Source organism: Chryseobacterium hagamense, assembly GCF_007991455.1.
GTDB lineage: Bacteria > Bacteroidota > Bacteroidia > Flavobacteriales > Weeksellaceae > Chryseobacterium > Chryseobacterium hagamense.
On record NZ_BJYJ01000041.1, the window covers coordinates 1 to 24,604 of the forward strand.

22 protein-coding genes are annotated in these 24,604 nt (G+C 44.7%); 10 read left to right on the forward strand and 12 right to left on the reverse strand.

Annotated features, from left to right (window positions below; translation table 11 throughout):
* The first annotated feature begins 111 nt into the window (after positions 1–111).
* The 8 genes from CHA01nite_RS18915 to CHA01nite_RS18950 all read left to right on the forward strand — a co-directional run bounded on the left by CHA01nite_RS18915 (position 112) and on the right by CHA01nite_RS18950 (position 9,816).
* Positions 112–1,752 carry a glycoside hydrolase family 43 protein gene (locus CHA01nite_RS18915; protein ID WP_146944295.1) on the forward strand — a complete coding sequence of 547 codons (1,641 nt, stop codon included), beginning with the start codon at positions 112–114 and terminating at the stop codon, positions 1,750–1,752.
* Between the two features lie 104 nt (positions 1,753–1,856).
* Positions 1,857–2,708, forward strand: a complete 852-nt coding sequence (locus tag CHA01nite_RS18920; protein ID WP_146944297.1) for a rhamnogalacturonan acetylesterase — start codon at positions 1,857–1,859, stop codon at positions 2,706–2,708.
* Positions 2,705–4,372 (forward strand): glycoside hydrolase family 28 protein, encoded by a 1,668-nt coding sequence (locus CHA01nite_RS18925; RefSeq protein WP_146944299.1) that lies wholly within the window; start codon positions 2,705–2,707, stop codon positions 4,370–4,372. The genes CHA01nite_RS18920 and CHA01nite_RS18925 overlap by 4 nt, the downstream gene beginning before the upstream one ends.
* Positions 4,373–4,387: 15 nt before the next feature.
* The gene (locus tag CHA01nite_RS18930; protein WP_146944301.1) at positions 4,388–5,296 is read left to right on the forward strand and encodes an alpha/beta hydrolase; all 909 of its coding nucleotides are present in this window, start codon (positions 4,388–4,390) and stop codon (positions 5,294–5,296) included.
* Positions 5,297–5,418: 122 nt separating this feature from the next.
* Positions 5,419–6,396: a pectinesterase family protein gene (locus CHA01nite_RS18935; RefSeq protein ID WP_146944303.1), complete on the forward strand. Its 978-nt coding sequence runs from the start codon at positions 5,419–5,421 to the stop codon at positions 6,394–6,396.
* 112 nt (positions 6,397–6,508) lie between these two features.
* Positions 6,509–7,246 (forward strand): rhamnogalacturonan acetylesterase, encoded by a 738-nt coding sequence (locus tag CHA01nite_RS18940; RefSeq protein ID WP_146944305.1) that lies wholly within the window; start codon positions 6,509–6,511, stop codon positions 7,244–7,246.
* 520 nt (positions 7,247–7,766) lie between these two features.
* Entirely contained in the window at positions 7,767–8,111 is a 345-nt protein-coding gene (locus CHA01nite_RS18945; protein ID WP_146944307.1) for a cupin domain-containing protein, read from the forward strand.
* 601 nt (positions 8,112–8,712) lie between these two features.
* The gene (locus CHA01nite_RS18950; protein ID WP_146944309.1) at positions 8,713–9,816 is read left to right on the forward strand and encodes a pectate lyase family protein; all 1,104 of its coding nucleotides are present in this window, start codon (positions 8,713–8,715) and stop codon (positions 9,814–9,816) included.
* A gap of 530 nt (positions 9,817–10,346) precedes the next feature.
* Here the strand turns inward: CHA01nite_RS18950 and pelA are convergent.
* The 10 genes from pelA to CHA01nite_RS19000 form a co-directional block, all read right to left on the reverse strand.
* Positions 10,347–11,369, reverse strand: coding sequence for a pectate lyase (pelA, locus tag CHA01nite_RS18955; protein WP_146944311.1), 1,023 nt, complete (start codon positions 11,367–11,369; stop codon positions 10,347–10,349).
* Between the two features lie 7 nt (positions 11,370–11,376).
* Positions 11,377–12,498: a BT3233 family polysaccharide utilization protein gene (locus tag CHA01nite_RS18960; protein ID WP_228458464.1), complete on the reverse strand. Its 1,122-nt coding sequence runs from the start codon at positions 12,496–12,498 to the stop codon at positions 11,377–11,379.
* Between the two features lie 382 nt (positions 12,499–12,880).
* Entirely contained in the window at positions 12,881–13,948 is a 1,068-nt protein-coding gene (locus tag CHA01nite_RS18965) for an SDR family oxidoreductase (RefSeq protein WP_146944315.1), read from the reverse strand.
* Between the two features lie 96 nt (positions 13,949–14,044).
* A complete protein-coding gene (locus CHA01nite_RS18970; protein ID WP_146944317.1) occupies positions 14,045–14,626 on the reverse strand; it encodes a Crp/Fnr family transcriptional regulator in 582 nt (193 codons plus the stop codon).
* Between the two features lie 705 nt (positions 14,627–15,331).
* Positions 15,332–16,627, reverse strand: a complete 1,296-nt coding sequence (locus CHA01nite_RS18975) for a histidine kinase dimerization/phospho-acceptor domain-containing protein (protein ID WP_146944319.1) — start codon at positions 16,625–16,627, stop codon at positions 15,332–15,334.
* 1 nt (position 16,628) lies between these two features.
* Entirely contained in the window at positions 16,629–17,306 is a 678-nt protein-coding gene (locus CHA01nite_RS18980; protein WP_146944321.1) for a response regulator transcription factor, read from the reverse strand.
* A gap of 2 nt (positions 17,307–17,308) precedes the next feature.
* A complete protein-coding gene (locus CHA01nite_RS18985) occupies positions 17,309–17,911 on the reverse strand; it encodes a hypothetical protein (RefSeq protein ID WP_146944323.1) in 603 nt (200 codons plus the stop codon).
* 362 nt (positions 17,912–18,273) lie between these two features.
* A complete protein-coding gene (locus CHA01nite_RS18990; protein ID WP_146944325.1) occupies positions 18,274–18,966 on the reverse strand; it encodes a hypothetical protein in 693 nt (230 codons plus the stop codon).
* 441 nt (positions 18,967–19,407) lie between these two features.
* Positions 19,408–19,629, reverse strand: coding sequence for a hypothetical protein (locus CHA01nite_RS18995; RefSeq protein WP_146944327.1), 222 nt, complete (start codon positions 19,627–19,629; stop codon positions 19,408–19,410).
* 318 nt (positions 19,630–19,947) lie between these two features.
* Positions 19,948–22,089 (reverse strand): catalase, encoded by a 2,142-nt coding sequence (locus tag CHA01nite_RS19000; protein ID WP_146944329.1) that lies wholly within the window; start codon positions 22,087–22,089, stop codon positions 19,948–19,950.
* Positions 22,090–22,386: 297 nt separating this feature from the next.
* Here CHA01nite_RS19000 and CHA01nite_RS19005 point away from each other — a divergent pair, with 297 nt between their 5' ends.
* Together CHA01nite_RS19005 and CHA01nite_RS19010 are read left to right on the forward strand one after the other, a co-directional pair.
* On the forward strand, positions 22,387–22,824 hold the full coding sequence (locus tag CHA01nite_RS19005; protein WP_146944331.1) for a hypothetical protein: 438 nt from the start codon (positions 22,387–22,389) through the stop codon (positions 22,822–22,824).
* 476 nt (positions 22,825–23,300) lie between these two features.
* A complete protein-coding gene (locus CHA01nite_RS19010; protein WP_228458466.1) occupies positions 23,301–23,597 on the forward strand; it encodes a helix-turn-helix domain-containing protein in 297 nt (98 codons plus the stop codon).
* A gap of 90 nt (positions 23,598–23,687) precedes the next feature.
* Here CHA01nite_RS19010 and CHA01nite_RS19015 read toward each other — a convergent pair whose 3' ends face one another.
* Entirely contained in the window at positions 23,688–23,945 is a 258-nt protein-coding gene (locus CHA01nite_RS19015; protein ID WP_146944335.1) for a hypothetical protein, read from the reverse strand.
* Between the two features lie 8 nt (positions 23,946–23,953).
* The coding region (locus tag CHA01nite_RS19020) for a hypothetical protein (RefSeq protein ID WP_228458465.1) at positions 23,954–24,604 on the reverse strand (651 nt) is incomplete at its 5' end.

Below are 24,604 nucleotides of genomic sequence, written 5' to 3' on the forward strand. Positions count from 1 at the left end.
CTTTGCGGGCTTTGCGTTTTAAACCAGAATAAAATGTTTATGGTTTTAGCTGAGTGAAAGAGCTGATGATGAGCCCGTAGGAACAGTTTATTTCACGAAATATCCTGATTTATGAAGATAAAATTTTTACATACCATATCCGTTACCTTATTCTCAGCCGCTTCGGTATACCTGAATGCACAGGAAAAACCGTACGTTTCCGAAGTTTGGATCGCCGATCAGGGGAAAACTTATAAAAACCCGGTCCTGTATGCCGATTACTCCGATCCGGATGCGATCCGGGTAGGGGAAGATTATTATATGACCGCTTCCAGCTTCAATGAAGCACCGGGGCTTCCAATCCTCCACTCCAAAGATATGGTGAACTGGAAGCTGGTGAATTATGCCGTTACGGAAGTTTTGCCCAACGATTATTTTTCTGTTCCTAAACGCGGCGACGGCATCTGGGCCCCCAGCATCCGTTTCCATAAAGGCGAATTTTATATCTATTGGGGCGACCCCGATTTTGGGGTGTATATGGTGAAAACCAGGGATCCGCTCGGCCTATGGGAGAAGCCGATGCTTGTGATGGAAGGCAAAGGACTGATCGACGCCTGCCCGTTCTGGGACGAAGACGGCAATGCCTATCTGGTTCACGGCTGGGCCGGGAGCCGCGCCGGCGTGAAAAGCCTGCTGACCCTCAACCGGATGAATCCTGAAGGGACAAAGGTGCTCGATAAAGGAACCCATGTCTTTGACGGTCACGATGCACATCCGACGGTCGAAGGTCCGAAAATGTACAAAAGAAACGGCTATTATTATATTTTTGCTCCTGCCGGCGGCGTAGCCACAGGGTGGCAGCTGGCATTACGGTCAAAAAACATTTACGGTCCTTATGAAGAAAAGATTGTACTGGAACAGGGTTCAACGAAGATCAACGGGCCGCACCAGGGCGCTTGGGTCGATACGCCTTCGGGGGAAAGCTGGTTCTACCATTTCCAGGATGTGGATGCCGGCGGAAGGGTGGTTCACCTCCAGCCGATGAAATGGGAAAAAGACTGGCCGGTGATAGGAACCGACAACAACAAAAACGGGATCGGCGAACCGGTTCTCACCTATAAAAAACCCGATGTGGGCAAAACCTATCCAACCACCACTCCGGCTGAGACCGATGAATTTGACGGTGAAAAACCAGGGCTGCAATGGCAATGGAGTGCCAATGAAAATATCGTCTGGTCTTCCAGGCTTCCCGGGCAGAAATTTTTAAGGCTATTTTCCATGAAATTGCCAGAAGGCGAAAAGAATTTGTGGAATGTGCCGAACCTTTTAACCCAGAAATTCCCGGCACCGGAGTTTACAGCCACCACCAAAGTGAAGCTGATCCCGGAAGAGGCCAAAGAAGGGAAAACCGCCGGATTGCTGATAATGGGCCTGGATCATCAGTCCATTGTGATAACGAATAAGCCAGACGGCTTCTATCTTCAGGTAAGAAAAGCCGAAAAAGCGGATAAAGGCGGTGAAGAAAAAATCCTTTTTGAAACCCGCCTAAAAAGCAATGAAGCCTACCTGAAAGTACAGGTAAGCGAACCGAACGGCAGATGCCGGTTCAGCTACAGCGAAAACGGGAAAGATTTCCTAAAAGCCGGTGATGTTTTCCAGGCAAGGCCCGGAAAGTGGATCGGCGCTAAAGTAGGCCTTTACAGCATCAGCACAGCAAAGGCCCCGCGAGGCGGCTATGCAGATTTCGACTGGTTCAGGATCACGAAAAATTAATGATGAATTAAATAAGTAGCTGATGGCTATTAGCTTTTTGCTGTTAGCTTTAAAATCAAAATTTTAAAATTAAAAAACGTGTTATTAAACTATTTCCGGTACTTATGAATAAAAAAATACATCATATCGTTCCGTTTTTATCTTTCGTCCTGCTTCTGTCGGCATGTCAGCCACAAAACGTTGTCCGGAAGACGACGGGGAAACACCATAAAAAGATTACCCGGATCTTCCTGATTGGCGATTCAACCGTGGCAGATTACACCGGCGATTACGATCCAGGAAAGGATTATATGAAAGTACGCTATCCGATTACGGGCTGGGGACAGGTATTCCAGCCGTTTTTTGCCAAAGACAGCCTGGCTTCCCTGAAACCTGCCATGACAACCGATTCGGTTCAGGTGATCGATAAAGCCCATGGCGGAAGGAGCACCCGTACTTTTTTCCAGGAAGGAAGATGGCGTCAGGTGTATGAGCAATTGCAGCCCGGAGATTATGTCATCATGCAGTTCGGTCACAACGACGGTTCCGAAAAACATCCGGATCGTTACGTTAACATCCAGGGGTACAAGGAATTCCTGCGCCTGTTCGTCAGCCAGACCCGGCAGAAAGGAGGAAATCCGGTGATCCTGACACCCGTTGCCCGGAATTATCCGTGGAAAGACGGCAGGCTGGAGAACGTACACGGCGAGTACTGGAAAGCACCTGCCGAAGTAGCATCGGAAATGGAGGTGCCCTGCATCGATCTGAACAGGCTTTCGATGGATTATTTTACTGAAAAAGGAGAGGATTTTACCACCACCCGTTATTTCATGAATCTCCCTGCCCACACGTACGAAGCGTATCCCGAAGGTCAGAAAGACAATACCCATTTCCAACCGGAAGGTGCAAAAGCTGTCGCAGCTATTGTTTACCGTGAATTTAAAAAAATACTCAGCACTCAAAAAAAAATAAAATGAAAAAGTCTTTTATATTGACAGGATTGGCAGCAGCCCTCATATTTTCAGCACAGGTATCTGCCCAGAATGCCGATATTTATAAAAACATTGAGTTTAAAATGCCTCAGGTAGCGGAAACATCATTTCCTGCCAACACCGTTTCCATCACCCAGTTCGGCGGTGTGGCCGGCGGAACTGTAAAGAATACCGAAGCTTTCAGAAAAGCGATGGATGCCCTGAGCAAAAAAGGCGGCGGAACGCTGATGGTGCCCCGCGGTATGTGGCTCACCGGGCCGATCGAACTGAAAAGCAATATCAACCTGCATGTGGAAGAAGGGGCTTTCATTATATTCAGCAAGGATAAAAACGATTATCCGCTGGTGGATGTGAGTTTTGAAGGACTGAATACCATCCGTTGCCAGTCGCCGATTTCCGCGAAAAATGCCACCAATATTGCCATTACGGGAAAAGGGGTAATCGATGGCAGCGGTGATGCCTGGAGGGCCGTTAAAAAAAGCAAGGTTTCGGAATCCCAGTGGAAGGAAATCACCGCATCCGGCGGAATCCTTTCCTCCGACGGTAAAAACTGGTATCCTTCGGAAAGCTATAAAAAAGGACTGGAAAGCAGCTCGAATTTCAATGTGCCCGATAAGATTTCCAAAGACCAGCTGGTAACGGTGAAAGATTTCCTCCGTCCGGTGATGGTGAGCCTGGTAGGCTGCGACAAAGTCCTGCTGGACGGCCCTACTTTCCAGAACTCGCCGGCCTGGAACCTCCACCCGCTGATGTGCTCCAATGTTATTTTAAAGAACCTGACCGTAAGAAACCCGTGGTATTCACAAAACGGAGACGGGGTCGACCTGGAATCCTGCAAAAACGTGCTGATTTACGACAGCAGCTTTGATGTAGGCGACGATGCCATCTGCATCAAATCCGGAAAAGATGAGGACGGAAGGAAAAGAGGGATGCCTACGGAAAATGTGATCATTAAAAATAACATCGTCTACCACGGTCACGGAGGATTTGTTGTAGGCAGCGAAATGTCGGGAGGTGCCCGGAACATCCATGTTTCCGACTGCACCTTCATCGGGACGGATATCGGGTTAAGGTTTAAAACCACCCGCGGAAGAGGCGGCATTGTGGAAAATATTTATATTAAAAATATCGACATGATCAACATCCCGACCCAGGTGATCGGCTTCAATATGTTTTATGAAGGCGCTTCGCCGGTGCTGGAAGACGGGCAGAAAAAAGAAGGCAACGAAGTTCCTGAAAAGACCTATCCGGTAACTGCGGAAACCCCGGTGTTCAGGAATATCTTCTTTAAAAACATCACGGCCGTGAATTCCGATGAAGCAATCACTTTATCCGGACTGGCGGAAATGAATATTAAGAATATTGTGATCGAAGATTCACAGTTTGATACGAAAAAAGCCTTAACCATTGTAGATGCAGACGGAATCCAGCTGAAAAATGTGAAGCTGAAATATTCCGAAGGAACGGGAGCCATCATTTACAACAGTAAAAACATCAACCTTTCTACCGTGAAATTTGAATCGGCCAACAAACCATACATTAAAGTTTTAGGCAATAAAACAACAGCCGTATTGCTGCCGAAAGAAATCAGGGCAGATAAAAATCTGGTTTCCGTCGGGACCGGTGTTAATAAAAATGCAGTTCAATAAAAATACCGCCAACGGATGATTTTTAACGCAAAACATACTTATATTTCTATTTTTTTTATGGGGACCATGGTGTTCGGGCAGATACAACGCCCGGATGCTGTTCCCTATACCAACGAAGCCACGTTTGAAAAATTCAGAAAGAAATACCCTTTCGTCACTCCCGTCGACAGGCCGGTACCGCAAAACATCAGCATCGATCAGAATATAGAATACGCAAATATCAACGGGCTCTCCTTAAAAGCCGATGTCTATTATCCTAAAGACCGTTCTGAAAAATACCCCGGCGTGGCCATGGTTCACGGCGGCGGCTGGATTTCGGGAAGCAAGGAAAATGAAAAATTCATGGCGATGGAACTGGCTTCAAAAGGCTATGTGGTCATCGCGGTCGGCTACCGGCTTGCAGATGTCGCACCCTACCCTGCCGGTGTGGAAGATATCGGAACCGGTATCGGGTGGCTGAAGAAAAATCACCGGAAATATGGTTTGAACAAGAAGAAAATAGCCGTCCTGGGTGAATCTGCAGGTGCACAGATCGCTACGCTGGTCGGGGTAAGATCCGGAAATAAGATTCAGGCGATTGTAAATGTAGACGGAATTGTTTCTTTCATTCATCCGGAAGCGGAAGAAAGTACCTATGCTGCTTACTGGCTGGGCGGGGACCGGGCGGTCAATCTCAAGAACTGGACTGAAGCCTCACCGCTGGAATATGCAGATAAAAATACACCGCCTACCCTTTTCATCAACAGTTCGCAGCCGCGTTTCCATGCCGGCCGGGACGATATGATGAACAAACTGAAAAGTTTCGGCACCTACACGGAGGTCCACGAAATCAAGGATACGCCGCACTCCTTCTGGTCGGCTGAACCTTGGTTTACGGAGACCCTGAATGTGACGGTGCGTTTTTTAGACAGGGTTTTGAAATGAATGAATTGCATTTAAACAACAAAAACTTTGTCAAAGTTTCGAACCTTGACAAAGTTGGGCAGGATTTACCTGTCTGCGATCTAAATAAAAACTTTGCGTTAAAACGAAACCAACCCCAGCTCATGAAAAAATTACTGGCCATCCTTTTCATTTCAATTGTCAATTTCCTTTTTGCAGGAAATGAGCCCTATATAAAAATTACGGTAGCCCAGGACGGAAGCGGGGATTTCACTTCCATTCAGAAAGCCATCCATTCCATCCGTGATTTGGGTCCGGCAGAAGCATTAATTTTTATTAAATCCGGAACCTATGCAGAGAAAGTAGTCATTCCGTCTTCAAAACATAAGATTACCCTTGAAGGCGAAAATAAAGAGACGACCATCATCACCAACAGTGATTTTTCCGGAAAACCGGATGCATCCAATGAAAAAATGACCACCTTCAATTCATACACTCTTCTCGTGATGGGCGATGATATCACAATCCGCAACCTGACGGTCCGCAATTCTTCCTGCAACGAAGGACAGGCCGTTTCCCTTCATGTGGAAGGTGACCGGTTTATCATGAAAAATTCAAAGATCATGGGCTGCCAGGATACTTTATATGCTGCGACCAACCACAGCCGCCAGTATTTTGAAAACTGCTACATCGAAGGGACGACGGATTTTATTTTCGGACAGGCGACTGCTGTTTTTAAAAACTGTACCATCAACAGCCTGGCCGATTCTTACATCACGGCTGCGGCAACGGAAGCCGGCCGGCCTTACGGATTCGTGTTTTTCGATTGTGAGCTGACGGCCAAAGAAGGCGTCACCAAAGTCTATCTGGGAAGACCCTGGAGGCCGTATGCGAAAACGGTTTTTATCAGTACCATAATGGGAAAACACATCCTTCCCGAGGGCTGGAACCCATGGAAAGGCGACAAAATGTTTCCCGATAAAGAAAAAACCGCCTATTATGCAGAATACGGAAGCAAAGGTGAAGGCGGGAACACGAGGAAAAGGGTCGGCTGGTCCCATCAATTGACAAAAAAAGATCTGAAGAATTATACTCTGACGGAAATTCTGAACGGCTGGAGCCCTGAACTGAACAATAAGTAAAGAGAAAATACTCTTAAATTATCGGCAAGAGGTTATATTTTCAAAATAATTTAAACAAATCCAAATGATCAGCCGGATTCAGGCTATAAAATATTAATTAAAACAAAAGACAATGAATAAAAAATTAAATGCCCTTCTGCTCTTTCTTTCATGGTTTGCTTTTGCACAGCAGAAACCGGTATTATTCTTGATCGGCGATTCGACAATGGCCAGTAAGGAAAATCCCGGTAAAAACCCGGAACACGGCTGGGGACAGGTGCTGCCGCAGTTTTTCACAGGCGGTATTGATATTCAGAACCATGCGGTAAACGGCAGAAGTTCCAAAAGCTTCAGGACCGAAGGAAGATGGGATCAGGTAGAAAGACAGCTGAAAAAAGGCGATTTCGTAATCATCGAATTCGGCCATAACGACCAGAAGGTGAAAGATTCCGCCAAATTTACGAATCCGTATACCCAGTACAGAGCCAATCTGGAAAGATACGTGGATGAAACGAGGGCCAAAGGAGCGATCCCGATCCTGATGACTTCCATTGTAAGAAGGAACTTCAACGAAAACGGCGTTCTCGTCGACACCCACAAAGAATACCCTCTGGTCGTAAGAATGGTGGCTGATGACCTGAAAGTTCCGTTTGTGGATATGCAGCTGCTTACGGAACAACTTGAAATTGCGTATGGCCCTGTAAACTCAAAAAAACTGCACCTCCACTACAAAGAGGGCGAAGATCCTTATTATCCGAAAGGCAAAGAAGACGATACCCATTTATCGGGAGCAGGAGCCGAAGCGGTGGCCGGATTGGCGGTAAAAAAACTTAAAACCATGAAAACGGGATTGGAAAAGTACATTAAATAATTCCACAGAGAGGTTTCAGATTATTATGCTCTGTTTTAACACATAAGTCACAGGAGAGGATTTTAATAGCCTTGAAAATATTCAGAACACATCAGATTAAAAATCAGAGATTTTTAAAACTTTTGCATACTTTATTCAATATCGAATATTAAAATTTATTCAACGGCATGAGCAGGTTTGTGGTAAAAATTCCCCACGGATTGCACAGGTTTCACAGATGGTGATGTGGCTTCGGCCCCGCTCAGCCGGCGGAGTTACCTTAGAACCCTGATTGCTGGATAAAGCTGAGATAAACTCAATTGAAAATCTTTGATTTTCTTCTTCTGTGCTCTAAAATATCTTCAAAGTTTTAATCTAAAAATCTAATGTGACTCATGTGTAAAAAAACTTTTTTACCTTCCTTTGTGTTTAAAAAACGGGGCTCGGGAGCCTCAGCCACCGGGCTGCATTTAAGCGTAATGCAATGAAAATTTTCATTTTCCTCTGACATAGTTGTTTAAAAACATTTAATTAATAAAATATGGATTTCAAAAAAGAACTTTTTTTCGACGGCCAGTCCGCATGGGAAGAACTGGGTGCCGGTGTTTCACGGCAGTTTGTAGGCTACAATTCCCAGATCATGATGGTGATTGTAAAATTTGAAAAAGAAGCAGTCGGTGTACGGCACCAGCATTTCCATTCCCAGATCACTTATGTCGCGGAAGGAACCTTTGAGGTTACCGTTGACGGTCAAACAAAAGTCCTTCGAAAAGGCGACGGATTTTTTGCCCAGCCCAATATTTTCCACGGGGTAAAGTGCCTGGAAGCAGGACAGCTGATCGACTCATTTGCTCCGTTCCGGGAAGATTTTGTCCAGGATAAATAAGCTGGAAAAGGGAAGCCGGATGTCTTCCGGCAGATACCGACGTAATTTCAATGGAAAGAGATGAACATGCCTTATTTTAAGGGATAAGGCAATTCAATTGCTGTATGGCACCAACTGTATAGTAATCATACGGATCCAGCCTGCTTTCGTTACCATCGTGGGTCTTTACATTGAAACATATGGCTTAATTCTACCCGCAATTTCTCTTATTTAAGGTGAGTTCAACTGTATAAATAAGCCAAGGCGGTTCGTGCAGGATTTTAAATCGAATTCCCTTCAATAGAATGACAACGTTTCGTCTGATGACAAAGACCTACGATCGTATTTTTGACAAGAGAAAATTTCCATCTTCCATCTTCATATCTGCTAATCCGGTATCTTCTTCAGATTCAGGTTATTTATTTCTGTACGGTGGTCATAAATAAAAAATTTTCATCCGTAAAAACCCGGTTTTTAATTTTTTAACTATTGACAAAATGCAACCGGTTGAATAAATATTATTTTTAAAATTATAATTATATAAATACAGATATTTTATTATATAAAGATTTATAGTATAAATTTATTAATTTTATATTCTAATCAAATAATGATATTTATTATGAAGAAAAATTTCAAAGTTTCATTTCTCACTGTTGCGCTGAGTGCCGCTTTTTTCATGGCTTCCTGTGGACAGGAAGATCTGCAAAACAACTTACCGGGGAATCCAGGTGAACAGAACTCTAAAAAAGAAGCCTCAGCTGCACTGGCTGATTGCACCGCCCCCGGATGGGCTTCCCAGAACGGCGGAACCACCGGCGGTGGAACGTCAGCGGAAACTACGGTAACCACCTATGCCCAACTGAAAGCAGCCCTTGAAAACACTTCGGTGAAAGTGATCCGGGTATCCGGGACCATTACCGTTACCGTACGATTATCTTTCCAGGACCAGACCGGAAAAACCATTTACGGAGCAAGCGGCGCCAAACTGGTATCTACCAATCAGACCACAGACGGATCGGGAATCATCAACATCAAAAGATGCAACAATATCGTGATCCGGAACCTTATCTTTGAAGGGCCCGGTGCCTATGATACCGACGGCTGGGACAATGCCATCCTCGATGACTGCCGGAACGTCTGGATCGACCATTGCGAATTCAGGGACGGCGTGGACGGTAATTTCGATATTAAAAATAAATCAGATTATATTACCGTTTCATATACCAAGTTCCATTATCTGAAAACCCCGAAAGCAGGTGGCCCGGGCGGAACTGATGACCATCGTTTTTCCAACCTTATCGGTTCCAGCGACGGTGCTACTGCCGATGCAGGTAAACTGAACGTTACGTTTGTCCGCTGCTGGTGGGCACCGGGCTGCAGAGAAAGGATGCCGCGGGTACGCTACGGGAAAATCCATATCCTGAACAGCTATTTCAACAGTTCCGTCAGCAACAAATGCATTGCGGCCGGGGTTCAGGCCAATATTCTGGTGGAAAGGAACGTCTTTGAAAACGTGAAGAACCCGATCAGCCTGGAAGCCGGTCTTACGGCCGTTACCCAAACCGGAAACAGCTTTTTAAACGTGACCGGCAATACCTCAGGCAGCGGAACGGCAATTACACCGCCCTACAGTATCAGCAAACTGAATGTGGCCGATGTAAAATCGGAGGTCACGGCCAATGCCGGAGCTACCCTGAGCGGGAATTTCTGCACTTCATTGTAGAGAAAATGATCAATAAAGAAACCGGGAATTCCTGGTTTTTTGTTTTCTTAAATAACACATGAGTCACATAAGATTTCAGAATAAAGCTTGATGCATATTTTTAGAGCCCATAAGATTAAAAAATAAGAGATTTTTTATGCAGATTTTATACTCTGCTGAGATCCATTCGGAAATGCAGATTTAATGTAGCCAAATAACAAACATTGCGTTTAATGATGCTCCATCTTTAAAGAAGCTACAACCGGTGGCTGAGCGGATCCGAAGCCATATCATCATCTGTGAAAATCTATACGATCTGCAAGAGGATTTTAACCACAAAAGCCACAAGAGATATTCATGACGAAGAATAAGTTAAATACCCAATGCTGTAAAGCGCACAAAAGCTTTTAAAACCTCAAAGAGGTTGGCGAATTCCTTTAACAATGTAAATAAAAGATGAGTCAAATCTCTAATTTTTAATCTGATGTGTTCTAAAACATTTTCAAGGTATCAGATGATCTCCTGTGACTTATGTGTTAAAATAAAACGCATTAATCCGGAATTTTATTTTTCTCCAGCCATTTCGGATATTCCCTGCTGATCAGTTTCCCGGCATAATCCCCATACCAGCTGTAGCCGTTCCTGCGTTCTTCTGAAACTTCGTTGTAGTTGTATTTGACACTTCCGTCACGGTCCCCGAACAGCGGCCGGTTGTCGTGAATGTCGTAAAACCTCGCCCAGATCACGGAATTTTTATCTTCAGCCAGGATTCTTACGGTTTTGCCGTTCTGCTTGCCGACCTCATAGCTATACCCTTCAATATCATGTTCCTGAAACCATTGAACCGCCGATTTCACCGATTTTTCAATCTCCGGACTTACAGGCTGCATCATCAGGAACCGTACAATACCTACGGATTCGGCGGTGGCCAGGGAAACCGGTTCAAAGGCCCGGGCCTTCTCCGGCTGCAGGGTAATTTCATTGTACTGGTCTGCCCAGATAGACGGTTTTCCGTTCTGGAGAACCTGCGTTTTTAGAATACACGCAATTCCTTTTCTTACGGCCTCCTTAGACCTTTGCTTTAATTTTTCATCAACCGCTGCAAAATCATTTTTTCCTTCAGCAACATGGTATAAAACCGTCAGAGCATTGATCATCGCATTGTCGTTAAACGTAATCTGCTTCCGGTACAGGCTTTTATTCGGATAGTACTGAGGAAATCCTCCGTTATCATACTGCATGGTCAGGAGATAGCCGATTCCTTTTTCGGCCGCTTTCAGGTAGACGGGATTTTTGGTTTCGGCATAGGTTTTCATCAGGGCATTGATCTCACGGGAAGTCGCGTTGTTATCAATAGTGGCATGATCGTCACCGGTGACTTTTATTTTCCGTAAAAGGGTTTTATCGACCGGTAATCTGTAATCCACCACCGATTTATCTTCCAGCTGTTTTCCCCAGCCGCCATTGGGAAGCTGATACAGCAACATTTTTTCGGCCAGCGAGTCTTTCTTTTCCTGAGCGTACATACTCACCGTACTTAGCCCCAGAACCAGGGCACAGATATTCAGTTTCATGATTTTATTATTTGATGTTGATAATTAGTGGATGGCTGATGATCTGAGCCTGTTTTTTCAGCATATTTTCCCAGTCCTGCCTGGTATGGACCTGTCCGCCTTTCTGCCAGGCAAAACCGGCATAGTACACTGTTTTTTTATGAGGTTTGGTCATCACCAGCAGATTGCTTTCATCCGGAACCTCCGATCTGAAAATAACAGACTTTTCAATGATATCCGGATCCATAACCAGACCTTCGCCTACAAAAGCATCGTCGATTTTTTCCCAATGGAGGTAATAGCCGTTCCGGTCATTCCGTTGGGCTTCGCCTTCGTTCCTGTGCAAAGTAATTCCTATCGTATAATTCGGGACGGGCTTTTCAGAACTGAAATCCGATTCGAACCTTGAAAAATTTGAGCCGAGATCCAGTGAAATTCTTTTGGTTTCTTTTACCCCGAAATCGCTCCACGGTTGGTAAGTCAGTTCAAAAACCGTTCGCAGAGGTCCATCGGCTATGGTTCTGGAAGAAACGAAATTCTGCGAGATCTGAAGTTTGTTGTTGACCCATATTCCGATGCCGCCTGTTCCGCGGCTGTTCCCGACATGGTAGGGGTCGTAGCCCTCGCCTCTTGAATCCTTATGGTAGTACATCGGATCCGTCAGACAACCTTTGTACCATTTATTGATCACCGGCAGCTCCGTCCTTTTCAGCCAGATATCGACACCGCTGGAGAGCGTGCTGCTTTTTATTCCCTGCAGTGCTTCCTGCTGGCCTTTCGGACCGTACATCCGGAAAGCTACCTTGTCATTTTCCCAGGCATAATCGTCTACCCTTTCCGGAACCAACCTTGAATAAGTTGAAATCTCAGCATTAGGGATTACCGTCTCCGGGTCTGAAACAATGGTATAAACAGCGGTCTTTCCGCCCTCCACCGTGGCCTGGAAAAGCAGCTCATCGTTCCGGCTGTCCCCATTGGCATCGATCCACTGGATGACGAGCGGGTTTCCTTTTGCATCCCTGATCCTTAAATCGGCTTCCTTACTTTTATTTAAAAACGATTTCAACCTGGAAACCGGAATAGCAACCACTTCCTTTCTGGAAAAATCCAGAGGATTATTTACATTAATTATTTTCTGCCCATTTATCAAATTTGTGCAACCGATTGCACAAATCAGACCCAAGAATGAATTTTTCACTGTAATCATAATCGTATCAGTTGGTCCGGCTTCAAAAGTAGTAAAAATAAAGCAACGGACTGCCATCTTTTTTTCTTCTTTTTTAATATCATTTTTTCCGGTAATTCCGTTGAATTTTTATTTTATAATAACAGATCAGGCATCACAGTGGGCAAATATATTATCCTTATTTTTTTCAGTCAATTCATTAAACATTGGAAAAAGGCCTGCCATGTGATATTGCAGGCCTTTTCAGATTTAATATACGGTACTTGTTACCGCACGTCATTAAATATTTAATTCCATCGGAAACAGGAATGCTGCCCAGTAGAGATCCGGCAGGTTTCCTGTTTGTTTACGGAATGATTTTTTCCGCTTTCAGTTTTTCAAACAGACGGATAAACGAATTTTCCGTACTCTCAAAAGCGGTAAAGCCAAGGGTCCTGCTTTTCGACATGTCGGTCATCACTTCCAACGGCCTTCCCAGATCGAGATCGGTATGCCAGGCTGAGCTGAGGCGATTCAGGTTTTCTTCTTTCAGCTGATACTTCTGTGCCATCGCACTCCAGATCTCCTGCTTGTTTTCCATCTCCTTTTCAAGCGGCCTGATGGAGTTGCCGTAACCGTCGGTTTCAACTCCGAAATAGTCCGAGATTCTGTTCCACAGCCATTTCCACCGGAACACATCCCCATTGGTTACATTAAATGCCTGATTTTTTGCTTCTTCGGTTGTAGAGGCCCAGATCAGCTGTTTGGCGAGGATTTTTGCATCCGTGACATCCGATAAACCGTTCCACTGGGCTTCGGAACCCGGCCAGGTAAATTTCGCTCCCGTTTCCTTACAAATGCTCGCGTAAACTGCCAGGGTGATCCCCATATTCATCAGGTTACCGATGGCGTAGCCGATCACGGTATGCGGGCGGTGGATGCTCCAGGAAAAGCCATCCCTGTCCGCTGCGGCATACACCTCATCTTCCTGGGCATAGTAGAAATTGGGATGCTCCAGCCTAGGATGCTCTTCCCGTACCGGGGTTTCAGGCAGGATGCCTGCTTTTACATATGCTTCAAAAGGCCCGAGGTAATGTTTCAGGCCGGTAACCAACGCTACATGCCGCACCGATTTTTTAGGAGACAGGGCATCCAGCAGGTTTCTCACCATGGCGCCGTTGGCCCGGATGTTTTCTTCTTCGGTCTCTTTCCGCATCCAGGTGGTAAAAAAAATGTGGGTGGGTGAAATGTCCTTCAGGGCCTGCTCTAAACTTTCCGGATCCAGCAGGTCTGCTGTTACAGGCTCTAGTCCTGCCACGGGTGTACGGTGGTTTCTTGCCAGGCCATAGGTCATCCAGTTATTCGCGATGAGTTCATACGCAAGATTGCTTCCTGTAATTCCGGTGGAACCAACCACCAATGCAATATTTTCCATAATGTCTGTTTTGTTAAATCTGTTTGTCATTACAAAAATAGGCACCGGCAACCCCTGAAAAACTTGATGCAGATCAAGACTTTCAAGAATACAAATCTACTGAAACAGGAGCTTTTTCCGGATCCTGCTTACCGTCTCGGGGCTTAGCCCCAAATAGGAAGCAATGAGCGTGTGGGGAATTCTTTTCGCGATCTCAGGGTGGGTACGGACCAAAGAAAGGTATTTTTCTTCTGCGGTCGATTTGTTGGAAACCATCAGCCGCCGGTCTTTTGTCACCAGGCTGTTCTGGTATAAAATCCTGAAGTACCGGTCCATTACGGGAATCGTAAGGGTCAACCGTTCATAATTTTCAAAGCTGATCAGAAGCAGCTCGGAATCTTCGATGGCATCAATGTTCAGGATGGCCTTTTCCCGGTTGATAAAGCTGTTGAAATCTGAAATCCACCAGCCTTCAAAAGCGAAAAGGCTGATGCGGTCCTGCCCTTTTTCATCGCTCATAAAAGACTTCAGGATGCCCCGGCTCACAAAAGTGAGGTGGTTACAGATTTCCCCTTCCCGCAACAGATACTGTTTCTTCCCGAGCTTTTTCTGAATAAAAAACGTTTTCAGCAGTGTCGCTTCATGTTCGCTCAGTTCAACCTTCTGGCGGATATGCTTTATCAAGATCCTGAATATCATGTGCCGGTGTTATTTATCATTAAAATAATCGAATTTAAACACCGGATAATAGGGCCATCACCGTATTACCGCGAGTGTATCAATTAAACAAAGTTAAGATAAATCGGAATACCATCCGGTTTAAGTGTAAAGTTCAGGGATTTCCACGGATGATGCGGCCGCATGGCTTCGGCTCCGCTCAGTTATCGGGATTGCAATATTCTGCAGGATTGGGTTTTATTTACACTTAAGATACATGAGATTTATCTTCCTGTATTGTGTGTATTTTAGAGCACATGAGATAAAAATCAAAGATTTTAGAGTATTATTCCTGTTTTTCATGAATCGCATGGAATGATTCGGGTTTAAATTCCTGAGAAGTGGCAATCTTCCGGGAAATATGAGCTTAGAAACTTATAAAACGTTTGTACAGGGTGGCTTCGGCTCCGCTCAGTTATCGGGATTGCAATATTCTGCAGGATTGGGTTTTATTTACACTTAAGATACATGAGATTTATCTTCCTGTATTGTGTGTATTTTAGGGCACATGAGATAAAAATCAAAGATTTTTAGAGTATGATTCCTGTTTTTCATGAATCGCATGGAAAGATTCGGGTTTAAATTCCTGAGAAGTGGCAACCTGCCGGGATATTTAACTTTATTATACAGCATTACTATCTTTTGTGCCTTTGGTAAAAAAGTGTGGTTTCGCTCAGCCAATCAATCTCATTCAAACTCCACCTTTGCCAGAAACTTTCCATCGATAGCTTTCAGCGTAAGTCCGCCATTGTTTTTCCGGCTCAGGGTATCGGAGATCCAGAGGCCGAGGCCGAAGCCGTCTTTGTGGAAGGTGTCGCGGAGGAACTGGCCTTTGAGCTTTTCAGGGTTTTCGATAATCCGGGTGAGAGTATTGGAAATGAGGATTCCGGTTTTTCCGTTCCGGGAAAGGGTAAGTTCGATGGCGGTTCCGGGTTCCCCGTATTTTACGGCGTTGGCCATCAGGTTGTGGAGGATGACTTCCACCTGGTTCCGGTCGCCTGAGATCATATAGTCACCGTCCACTGGTGAGAGACCGATCCTTAATTGCTGACGGTTGACAGCCATCTGTTTCGTAAAGCTTTCCGAAAGTTCCAGCACCAGTTCTGCCAGGTCGATTTCAGACCGGTTCGTGCGCAGGTTGCCGGATTCGATCTGGCTCATCCATAAAAAATTATCGACCAGCGCTTTCATGCGTTTCACTTCCTGTTCCTGGTTATCGAGCAGGTTTTGGGTCTCCGGATCCGACAGGTCCCGGTTAAACACCTGGAGTTCGGTAAGCATATTGCTGATGGGCGTCCGCAGCTCGTGGGAAGCCATGGTAAAGAAAGCGGTCTGTTGTTTCACCTGTTCATCAATGCGCAGCAGCATCCGGTTCAGTGCATCGGTCAGGTAGTAAAATTCATCCCGGGTGCGGGGCTTTTCGAGTAGGGTGATATGCTCAAGGTCTACCTGGTTGGCATTATGAATGATCCGGCGGAGCGGCCTCAGCAGGAAACCCGAAAGCAGGTACCCCCCTAAAAAGGAGACCAGAAAAGCGACGGGAAGATAGATATACAGCAACTGACGCAGTTTCTGAATGCCGGCACGGTAGTTTTCCGCCGACAGGGCAAAGTCCACCGACAGCGTGCCGCCGTTCTCCGGATATTTTTTTAAGGAAACCATCCGCCATTTTTCCTGATCGGCTGCGTCTTCCGGCAGATTGTCGATCAGCGTGGTTTTCCTCTCGCCGTTGTCGTAAACGATCCTGAAAAATTCACCGCTTTTCGGCAGCGGGACCGAAATCGGGTTGAGGTCTGTTTTCTGGAGCACCGTATTGGCTGAAGAAGACAGCTGAAGCGAAAAGCTGCGGTCCAGTTCCGTTTTCGCATTTTTATACAGGGAATACACGATGAAACTGACGCATAGAAAAAGCAGCGAGTTGAACAGAAGCCCGAAACGGAACCGGATGCTTTGGTAGATAAAAGATTTAGGCCGGCTTTTCATCCTACTGTTTTTCGCCTTTAAGCATATACCCTGCCCCGATCACGGTTTTGATCAGCTGCCGGTCAAAACCTTTGTCGATTTTCTTCCGGAGCTGGTGCATATAGACTTCCACAATATTGCTTTCCGGATCGAAATTCATATTCCAGGCATTTTCGAGCAGCTGGTTTTTGGTGAGGACGAGATTGGCATTCCGCATCAGGTATTCCAGCAGGACAAACTCCTTGGAGGTGAGTTCGATCTCCACGGTGCCCCTTTTCACTTTCCGGGAAGGGATATCGATTTCCAGGTCTTCGATCCTGATTTTCTGCTGCCCACCGGAACCGGAGAAGCGGCTGACGATACGGATCCTGGCCAGCAGCTCATCCCATTCGAAAGGTTTCCGGATGTAATCTACCGCCCCGAGGTCGAGCCCCTGCACTACCTGTCTGGAATCGGCGATGGCGCTGATAATGATCACCGGTGTTTCTGCCCCGAAAGTCCGCAGGTTCTTAAGAAAATCGAACCCGTTGATTCCCGGCAGCATCAGATCCAGCAGGATCAGGTCGAATTCATTCTTTACGGCCATTTCCAGGGCTTCCGAACCGTCATGGCAGACTTCCGTGAGGTAGCCGGCCTGGATTAGGCCCTGCTGTATAAAGCCGGCCAGCTTTTTTTCGTCTTCGGCAATCAGTATTCTCATCTTCAGCGTATTTTATAAATGATACTGTCAATTTTAATTTCAGTGGCCTTTACCGGCGGAAACTTCAGGGTATTGATGGTTCCGTCGCCGGCGTCCCGCTCGAGAGCGGCCACCTCGATCCGTTTAGCCTTCATTAATAATGGGGTAAGAATCCGGCCTTCTTCAGGATTCAGCAGCACGGTTCTTTTTCCGATGACAAACCCGGTGACCGTATTTTCCCGGTTTCTGATCCATGCCGAAACGGTACCGGCGATCCGGATTTCTTTTCCGGGTCTGGGCTTAGGAGGCAGGATTTGCCCGGCATTAAAAACCTTTTTCCCGTCTTCAGAAGCAATAGATACCAGTTCATATCCCCGGTCTATCGAGGAAGTTTTAATATTGACGGAAGCATTTACATTTGCAATATCCAGAATATATTCCGCAAGATGGGGTGGAAAATGAATTTCCGGTTTCCGGTTTCCCTGATACAGAATAATCCTGTCGATATTGCCTTCGGGATTGGTTCCATAGCTTACCACTCTGCCTTTCAGCACTACGGGAGTTTCGATATCAGGCGGCGGACCGGATGACGGTAACGGCGGTTTTTTCCCGCAGCCGGACAGCATAAGGACGGCTGAAAAAATAAAAATTATTTTCGATAGATGATATGTTGTCGGTTTAAAAATCATGGGCTGATAATCAAAAGCCCGGACAAATTACGAAAATCCGTCCAAGCTTTAGAAATTTCTTAAATCTGGCGTTTATTTTTACCATTAAGTCATTAAGATTTTTAGCTTAAAAAAAATTCAATTCATTCATTGTATTTTCATTTATTCAATTCATTGAAATCTGGCTTTTCAGGCAAAAGATCCCGCAGCAATAAAGCTAAGAATAAACAAGGTTTATTTGATTCAGAAAACCAGGCAAATGAAATAAAACCTCTGAATCAAAAATTTAAACAGGCTTTTGATATGAATTCAATTACCTGTTAAAGTGAGTATTCCTTCCCGTCGATACTGATGGTCCCGGCACGAACGATGTTGAATTTTCTTTCGGCCACTTCCCCCGAATTCTCCGGTTTCTTAACACCGGTAAAAGAAATTTTTGCTCCTTTCACTAAAGATGTTCCGAGTTTCTCAAAAACATGCGGCGGCATTTTAAGCAGGGTATCATCAACAAAGATACCAACGGTATGCCCTTCCTTATTTTTCTGCAGTTCGGTGATGGTACCGCTACCGGTGGCGGAAGTTTCCTGAGGCGGAGTTGGCGGAACAGCCGGCGGGGTCTCCTCCACTGTTTTTCCATTGGCCGTTGCACTCTTCATCCGGAACGTTTTTTCGCCGTTAGGGGCAACTTCCTCAAAACCTTTGACGCTGATCTGCCCGCCCTGTCTGACCACTGAAGTTATCTGGCTTCCCAGGTGCGGCGGGAATTTCACCAAAACCGGTCCTCCGCTGCCGTTCAGATAGAATCCGTCATATACGAAATCATCATTAGCACTCATTTTAGAAACCGTTCCTGAAAGGGTTGTCATTTCCCTCAGTGGTCCGGGTTTCGGTTTTTCCATCCCAGGATTCGGACCTTTCGGCGGTACCGGAGCCTGAGCATTTATTCCTACTGCTGCCATTAAAAATACGACCGCCACTATTTTTTTTCCGTGGTTTAAAACATTGCTGTTCATCTTATTAAAATTTAAATTATACATTCTGATTGATTTTCTACAGCAAATGTATCCCGGGATTATGAAGATGAAATGAGGATGAAATTAATTTTTCCTAATGTCAGGTGAAAAGACGGAAAGCGGAAAGCTGGAGGCCGGATCTTTTTGTGTGAATATGAAATTCAGGGTATTGATTATCAGATTAAAATATATTCTATCTGACAGATCAGACTGTTTAAAAATACGTTTAACTTTAACGTGAATCCGACCGTATTCGGATCATAGTCAGTTGTTTAATTAAAAATAAAATGAGGGCTCATTCAATCCGGATTTAAATTGAATTCCTCTCGGTCATAATGAATGACGGTTCACGCTTCCGACAGGATTGATAGGAACAGAGTTCATCCAATAACCGGTAAAATGGTATTGACTGAGAAATCTTCCAACCTACCAGGTGCCGCTTTAAGCAACCTTTATTTTAAAAAGGTAATGGGAAACCTTATAATTGATGACGTCACCAGATAAACGGCTCACGTATAATTTCTTTTCGTACAAACCGAGAAAGTAACGGGACAACGTGTACATAAGCTGGTCCTGCTTCGGGCAGTCCGGTAATGTGATTCTGTAAAAAGCTTCTATTTCAGTTTTAATAAAGTCTGAAACACTGTCTTTTGAAGTAAGCATGGCAAATATTTTAATGTTCACAAAATAAAATCCGGATCATACAATACAATCTATCTGTAGTGCTAATGCTTCAGTCCGTTTATTTACAGAATATAAAAGTACATGAATAAAACAAAGAAGAGCTTAAAATAAGATTAAAATATCCGTCAACTCCTTTTTAAAATTTAAAAACCAATTCTTTACATCCGGTGAAATACTGATTCGTGAAAAGTGGTTTTTATCCCGTACGGTCTGTGGAACTTCCCTATTTTACATGAAAAAGACCGTCGCAACGGTCTTTTTCGTAAAGTATTAAATAGTTTAAATGATATATAAAATCTACGCAGGATTGTTACGTTCTGCTTCGAGTTCCCATACCCTGTGGTTGGCTACTGCTTTGATAAAATCGTCACCGGCATTCTGCTGCTCCGAAGTGATGATGGCAGGATCTTCGTGTTTTTTACTTCCTACGTTGCTTTGTTTCAGGATGTCCTCGGTTCCGCTTCCGAAACAGATGGCTTTGCAATGCTTGTAAGCTTCATTGACGAACAGAAGGGTTCCCGGCCTGTTTTCTTCATCCAGCAGGTTCTCAGCCGATTTCTTTCCTGCAGCAATATATAATGCATCAAAGCATACACTGGCCGTACTGGTGAGCGAATGCTTCGGTGTGAAAGTAGTTCCGTCGTCGGCGGTAACCGGCGAAAGGCTTCCGGAAATCACCTGAACCATGGCGCCTTTTCCTTCCAGTTTCGACTTTAAGGCATTCACTTCAGCAGCATTCACGCCGTCTTCCATAATGAAACCGATGATGCGGCTTTCAATGGAATCTTTCACCGTGTTCTTCATACTTAAAGCTTCAGACTTTTTCGTGTTCGGTTCCCTTTCTTCGCTTTGAAGGGTCTTCGGATCTGCGTCTGCAGGGATGCTTCCGTTCGGCTGTTCCAGTTTGGTTACCTGTACCCCCACTTTCTTTGCCACCTTATTGGCCAAATCCTTATCAATAAATGCCAGCTGGCCCACAACCCTTTCACGGATGGCGGGGATCGTTACTTTAGACAATTCAAAGATCAGTGCATTCTGAATGTGCTTCTGCTCCGGAGCCGACTGGCTGTTGTAGAACAGTTTGGCCTGGGAATAATGATCGACAAAGCTTTTGCTTCTTGCCCGGATTTTCTTTGCGTCGACCCTTTCTTCCTGCGTTGCGAAACCGCCGTCCTTCATCATGGCCTGGAACGGGCAGCCGCCACCCATGGAATTTGGTTCGTAACTTACTTTTCCTTTGACGATCTGCTGTCTCATGTGGCCGTCCCGCTGGTTGTTGTGAACGGTATTGATGGACCGGTTGATCGGAATCTCGTGGAAATTAGGCGATCCCAGTCTTGACAGTTGGGTATCCGTATAGGAAAACAATCTTCCCTGTAATAAAGGATCATTGGTGAAGTCGATGCCCGGAACCAGATGCCCCGGGTGGAAAGCGATCTGCTCCGTTTCCGCAAAGAAGTTATCCGGGTTGCGGTTAAGTGTCAGCGTTCCGACCAATTCCACGGGAACTTCTTCCTCGGGAATCAGTTTTGTAGGATCCAGAAGGTCGAAATCGAATTTATGCTCATCTTCTTCAGGAATGATCTGTACGCCGAAATCCCATTCCGGAAACGCTCCGTTTTCAATGGCGTCCCAGAGGTCCCTTCTATGGAAATCGGAATCTTTGCCCGAGATTTTGGTCGCCTCATCCCAGGCCACCGAATGGACACCCAGTTTCGGTTTGAAATGAAACTTTACGAAATGCATTTTTCCCTCCTCATTCACGAATTTAAAAGTATGAACGCCAAAACCTTCCATCATTCTCAAACTCCTCGGGATGGCGCGGTCGCTCATTGCCCACATGATCATGTGCATGCTCTCCGGCATCAGGGAGATAAAGTCCCAGAAGGTATCGTGTGCAGAAGCTGCCTGCGGGATCTGGTTATCCGGTTCCGGTTTTACGGCGTGGATCAGATCCGGAAACTTGATGGCATCCTGAATAAAGAATACCGGAATATTGTTTCCTACCAGGTCATAATTGCCCTCTTCCGTATAAAATTTAACGGCGAAGCCCCTGACGTCCCTGGCCAGATCCGTACTGCCCGCGCTGCCTGCTACAGTGGAGAACCGCGCGAACACCGGGGTTTCCTTTCCTTCTTCGGATAAGAATTTGGCTTTGGTATATTTCGCTAAGCTTTTGGTCAGTTTAAAAGTCCCGTGGGCACCGGATCCACGGGCATGAACGATCCTCTCGGGAATTCTTTCATGGTCGAAATGGGTAATTTTTTCTCTTAAGATAAAATCCTCCAGCAGGCTCGGTCCTCTTTCGCCTGCTTTCAGGGAATCCTGGTTGTTGTTGATCTTCAGCCCCTGATTGGTGGTCAGTGCCGCTCCGGAATTATCGGTGGTGTGATCCTGAAGCTGATTTAATTTTTCGTCTGAAAAATCTTTATTTTCCATAATATAATAATTTGTTGTGATTAGCAGTCGCGGTAATGAAACAACAATTATACCCCTTCTGAGGCGGACCGTCTATTCATAACAATTATAAATAGTTTTCCGGTTGAAACGCCGGTAGAACGCCGTAGTTATTGTTGTTTACTTTACGGGGAGTAGGGTTAAAACACAGTTCTGATTTGCAGGCATCGGTCTGCCTCCGGATACCACAGCCCATTTATTTCTGAAAAGCCGTCCGGCAGGGCTGTCCGTATGGCACCGGTATTGCTGATGATTGACATGTTTAATTAAATTAATTCTATGAAAAAACTGATTTTAACCGCTGCCTGTATGATATCCCTGTCGGCCTGCAATAAAACGGGCCCAGCTACTACCGGTAATACCGTCAACCCTGAACAAAGGGCAACAGGGGCCGATAAAGACGACCACGGATGTATGGCCTCCGCAGGCCAGACCTGGAGCGAACTGAAACACAACTGCATCCAGGTATTTAATGAGGGGTTCCGGCTGAATCCCGTAAAGCCTGAAAAAGGAGCCGCCGTTATCAGCGCCTTTGTGCTCATGAGTGATGACAAGATTAAAGCCGAGCTCTTTTTGCCGGATGCCCCCGACCACCAATCCATCATCCTGACGAAGGCCAATGAAGACATTTACCAGAACGGCCAGTACAAATATGACGCTTACCAATCTGTTCTCTATGTAGACGGGGTTGAAAAATATAAAGGAAATGTTGAATAATGGCACATCCATTGCACCATCCTGATCACCAATCACCAAAATATTTTGAAAATTAAAATCCACGGCTTTAAGTTGTGGATTTTGTTTTTTGATGAAAGTCAATTTGAATGAATGACGGCGCTATTTTGCTTCTTGAAAATATGAAGTCTTATTTTTGGATGGATAAATTAGCAGGATTGGTAAAGACTTAATTATAAAGAGAATGCCTTCTCATTTTTCCGTTAATGGATCAATCACTTCCTCTTCCTATGTCCACCTCAACATCTTTGCTGAGTACTTGCTCCAGGCGATTTTTTTTTGCATTTTTTTTGCCGTCATATTGGTAAGTAAGTTTTTAAATATCACCACAAATCAGATCCTGAATGATCAAAAACATTCCTAAAGAAATAATCAGGTGGATTCATTTGATCAATCAGCTTGACAAAGAAAACCAGCCATGCTCTTTGAACTGATCGATAATTGCTTACTTCCAAAAAATTCAAGGACTTTCGCATGCGGAACTTGCCGAAAAATCCCGGGTGAATAACAAAAGCCTTTCCCGATACGAACTGGGAAGCAGCATCCCCCCTGCCGATGCGCTTAAAAATATCGCCGATGCTTTAGGGGTCTCAAGTGATGCTTTGCTCAATGATGATACCGTAGCTATTAAAGACAAAGACCTGCTGAAAAAATTTGAAGCCATACAGGATATGAATGAAGAAGACAAAGCTCTGGTAACAAGGTTTCTTGATCTTACCATAAGGGATTTTAATGCTAGAAAAGCCTATAAATAAAATCATGATCGAACCATAATAAATAGCCCCACCGTAGTGTGCGGTGGGGCTATTTATTATTTATGAATTACAAATCTGCAGGCACAGATACTATCCTTGCCAATTAAGATAATCATCTTCATTTTTTAAAGCACGTGGTAGGAATTCATTAGCAGTTCTGTTAATATAATCCCATTCTTGATTAGTCAAAATGATATCTTTTTTTATAGGATAGATCTTAAATGATAATTCTTCGTTACAAATAGATACTTCTAAAAATGGTGACGACTCATCATTAAAAAAAACTTCTAAGTAAGGATAATCTGAATTAATATCTCCTACTTCTTCTATTTTAATGTTACTTTTCATATAATTAATTATTTTAATCCTCTAAAACCTATAAATACTCCATCTATACTCCAACTTGCGGCATTGCCGTTTGGTAATGTATAAGTAACCCAACCTTGAGGGTAACGCCCTCCAGCACCTGTAGTTTTAACCCCATTACGCAAAATATCTTTTACCATATCCGCACCTAATTTGTTTATAGTATTTGGATTTCTAAATACCTTCATTAGAGCTTCAGTAGATTCAAATCCAAAATATTGAGGATGTTTAGTTACTGCACGACCAATATTTGTTAAACTTCCTCCTTTAAAAAGTGATAATCCAGATTTAAATGCTTTTAAAATATTGAATGATCCAGCTGGTCCAATAGGAGCATCTCCAGTATACGGCTTTACTCCTGAGATCTTACCATCTGCATCTACATTGTATATTATTCTATCATCCTCCCAAGTCCTCGGTTCTAAAGTAGCCCATAATCTGCCTAAAATTGAAGTCTTATTATCAAGAACTTTTTTACCAATAGGATTGGATAATTTTGGACATTTTGGACAATCGTTATTCTCTATTGCAAATTGAGTAAAATCAAATTTAGAGAAGTCTGGCTCAGGAGAAGCAGATTCAGCAAGATATGCCATGATATCTTTATACAGCTGGGTTTCCCCGAAAGGTGTACTTCCCCC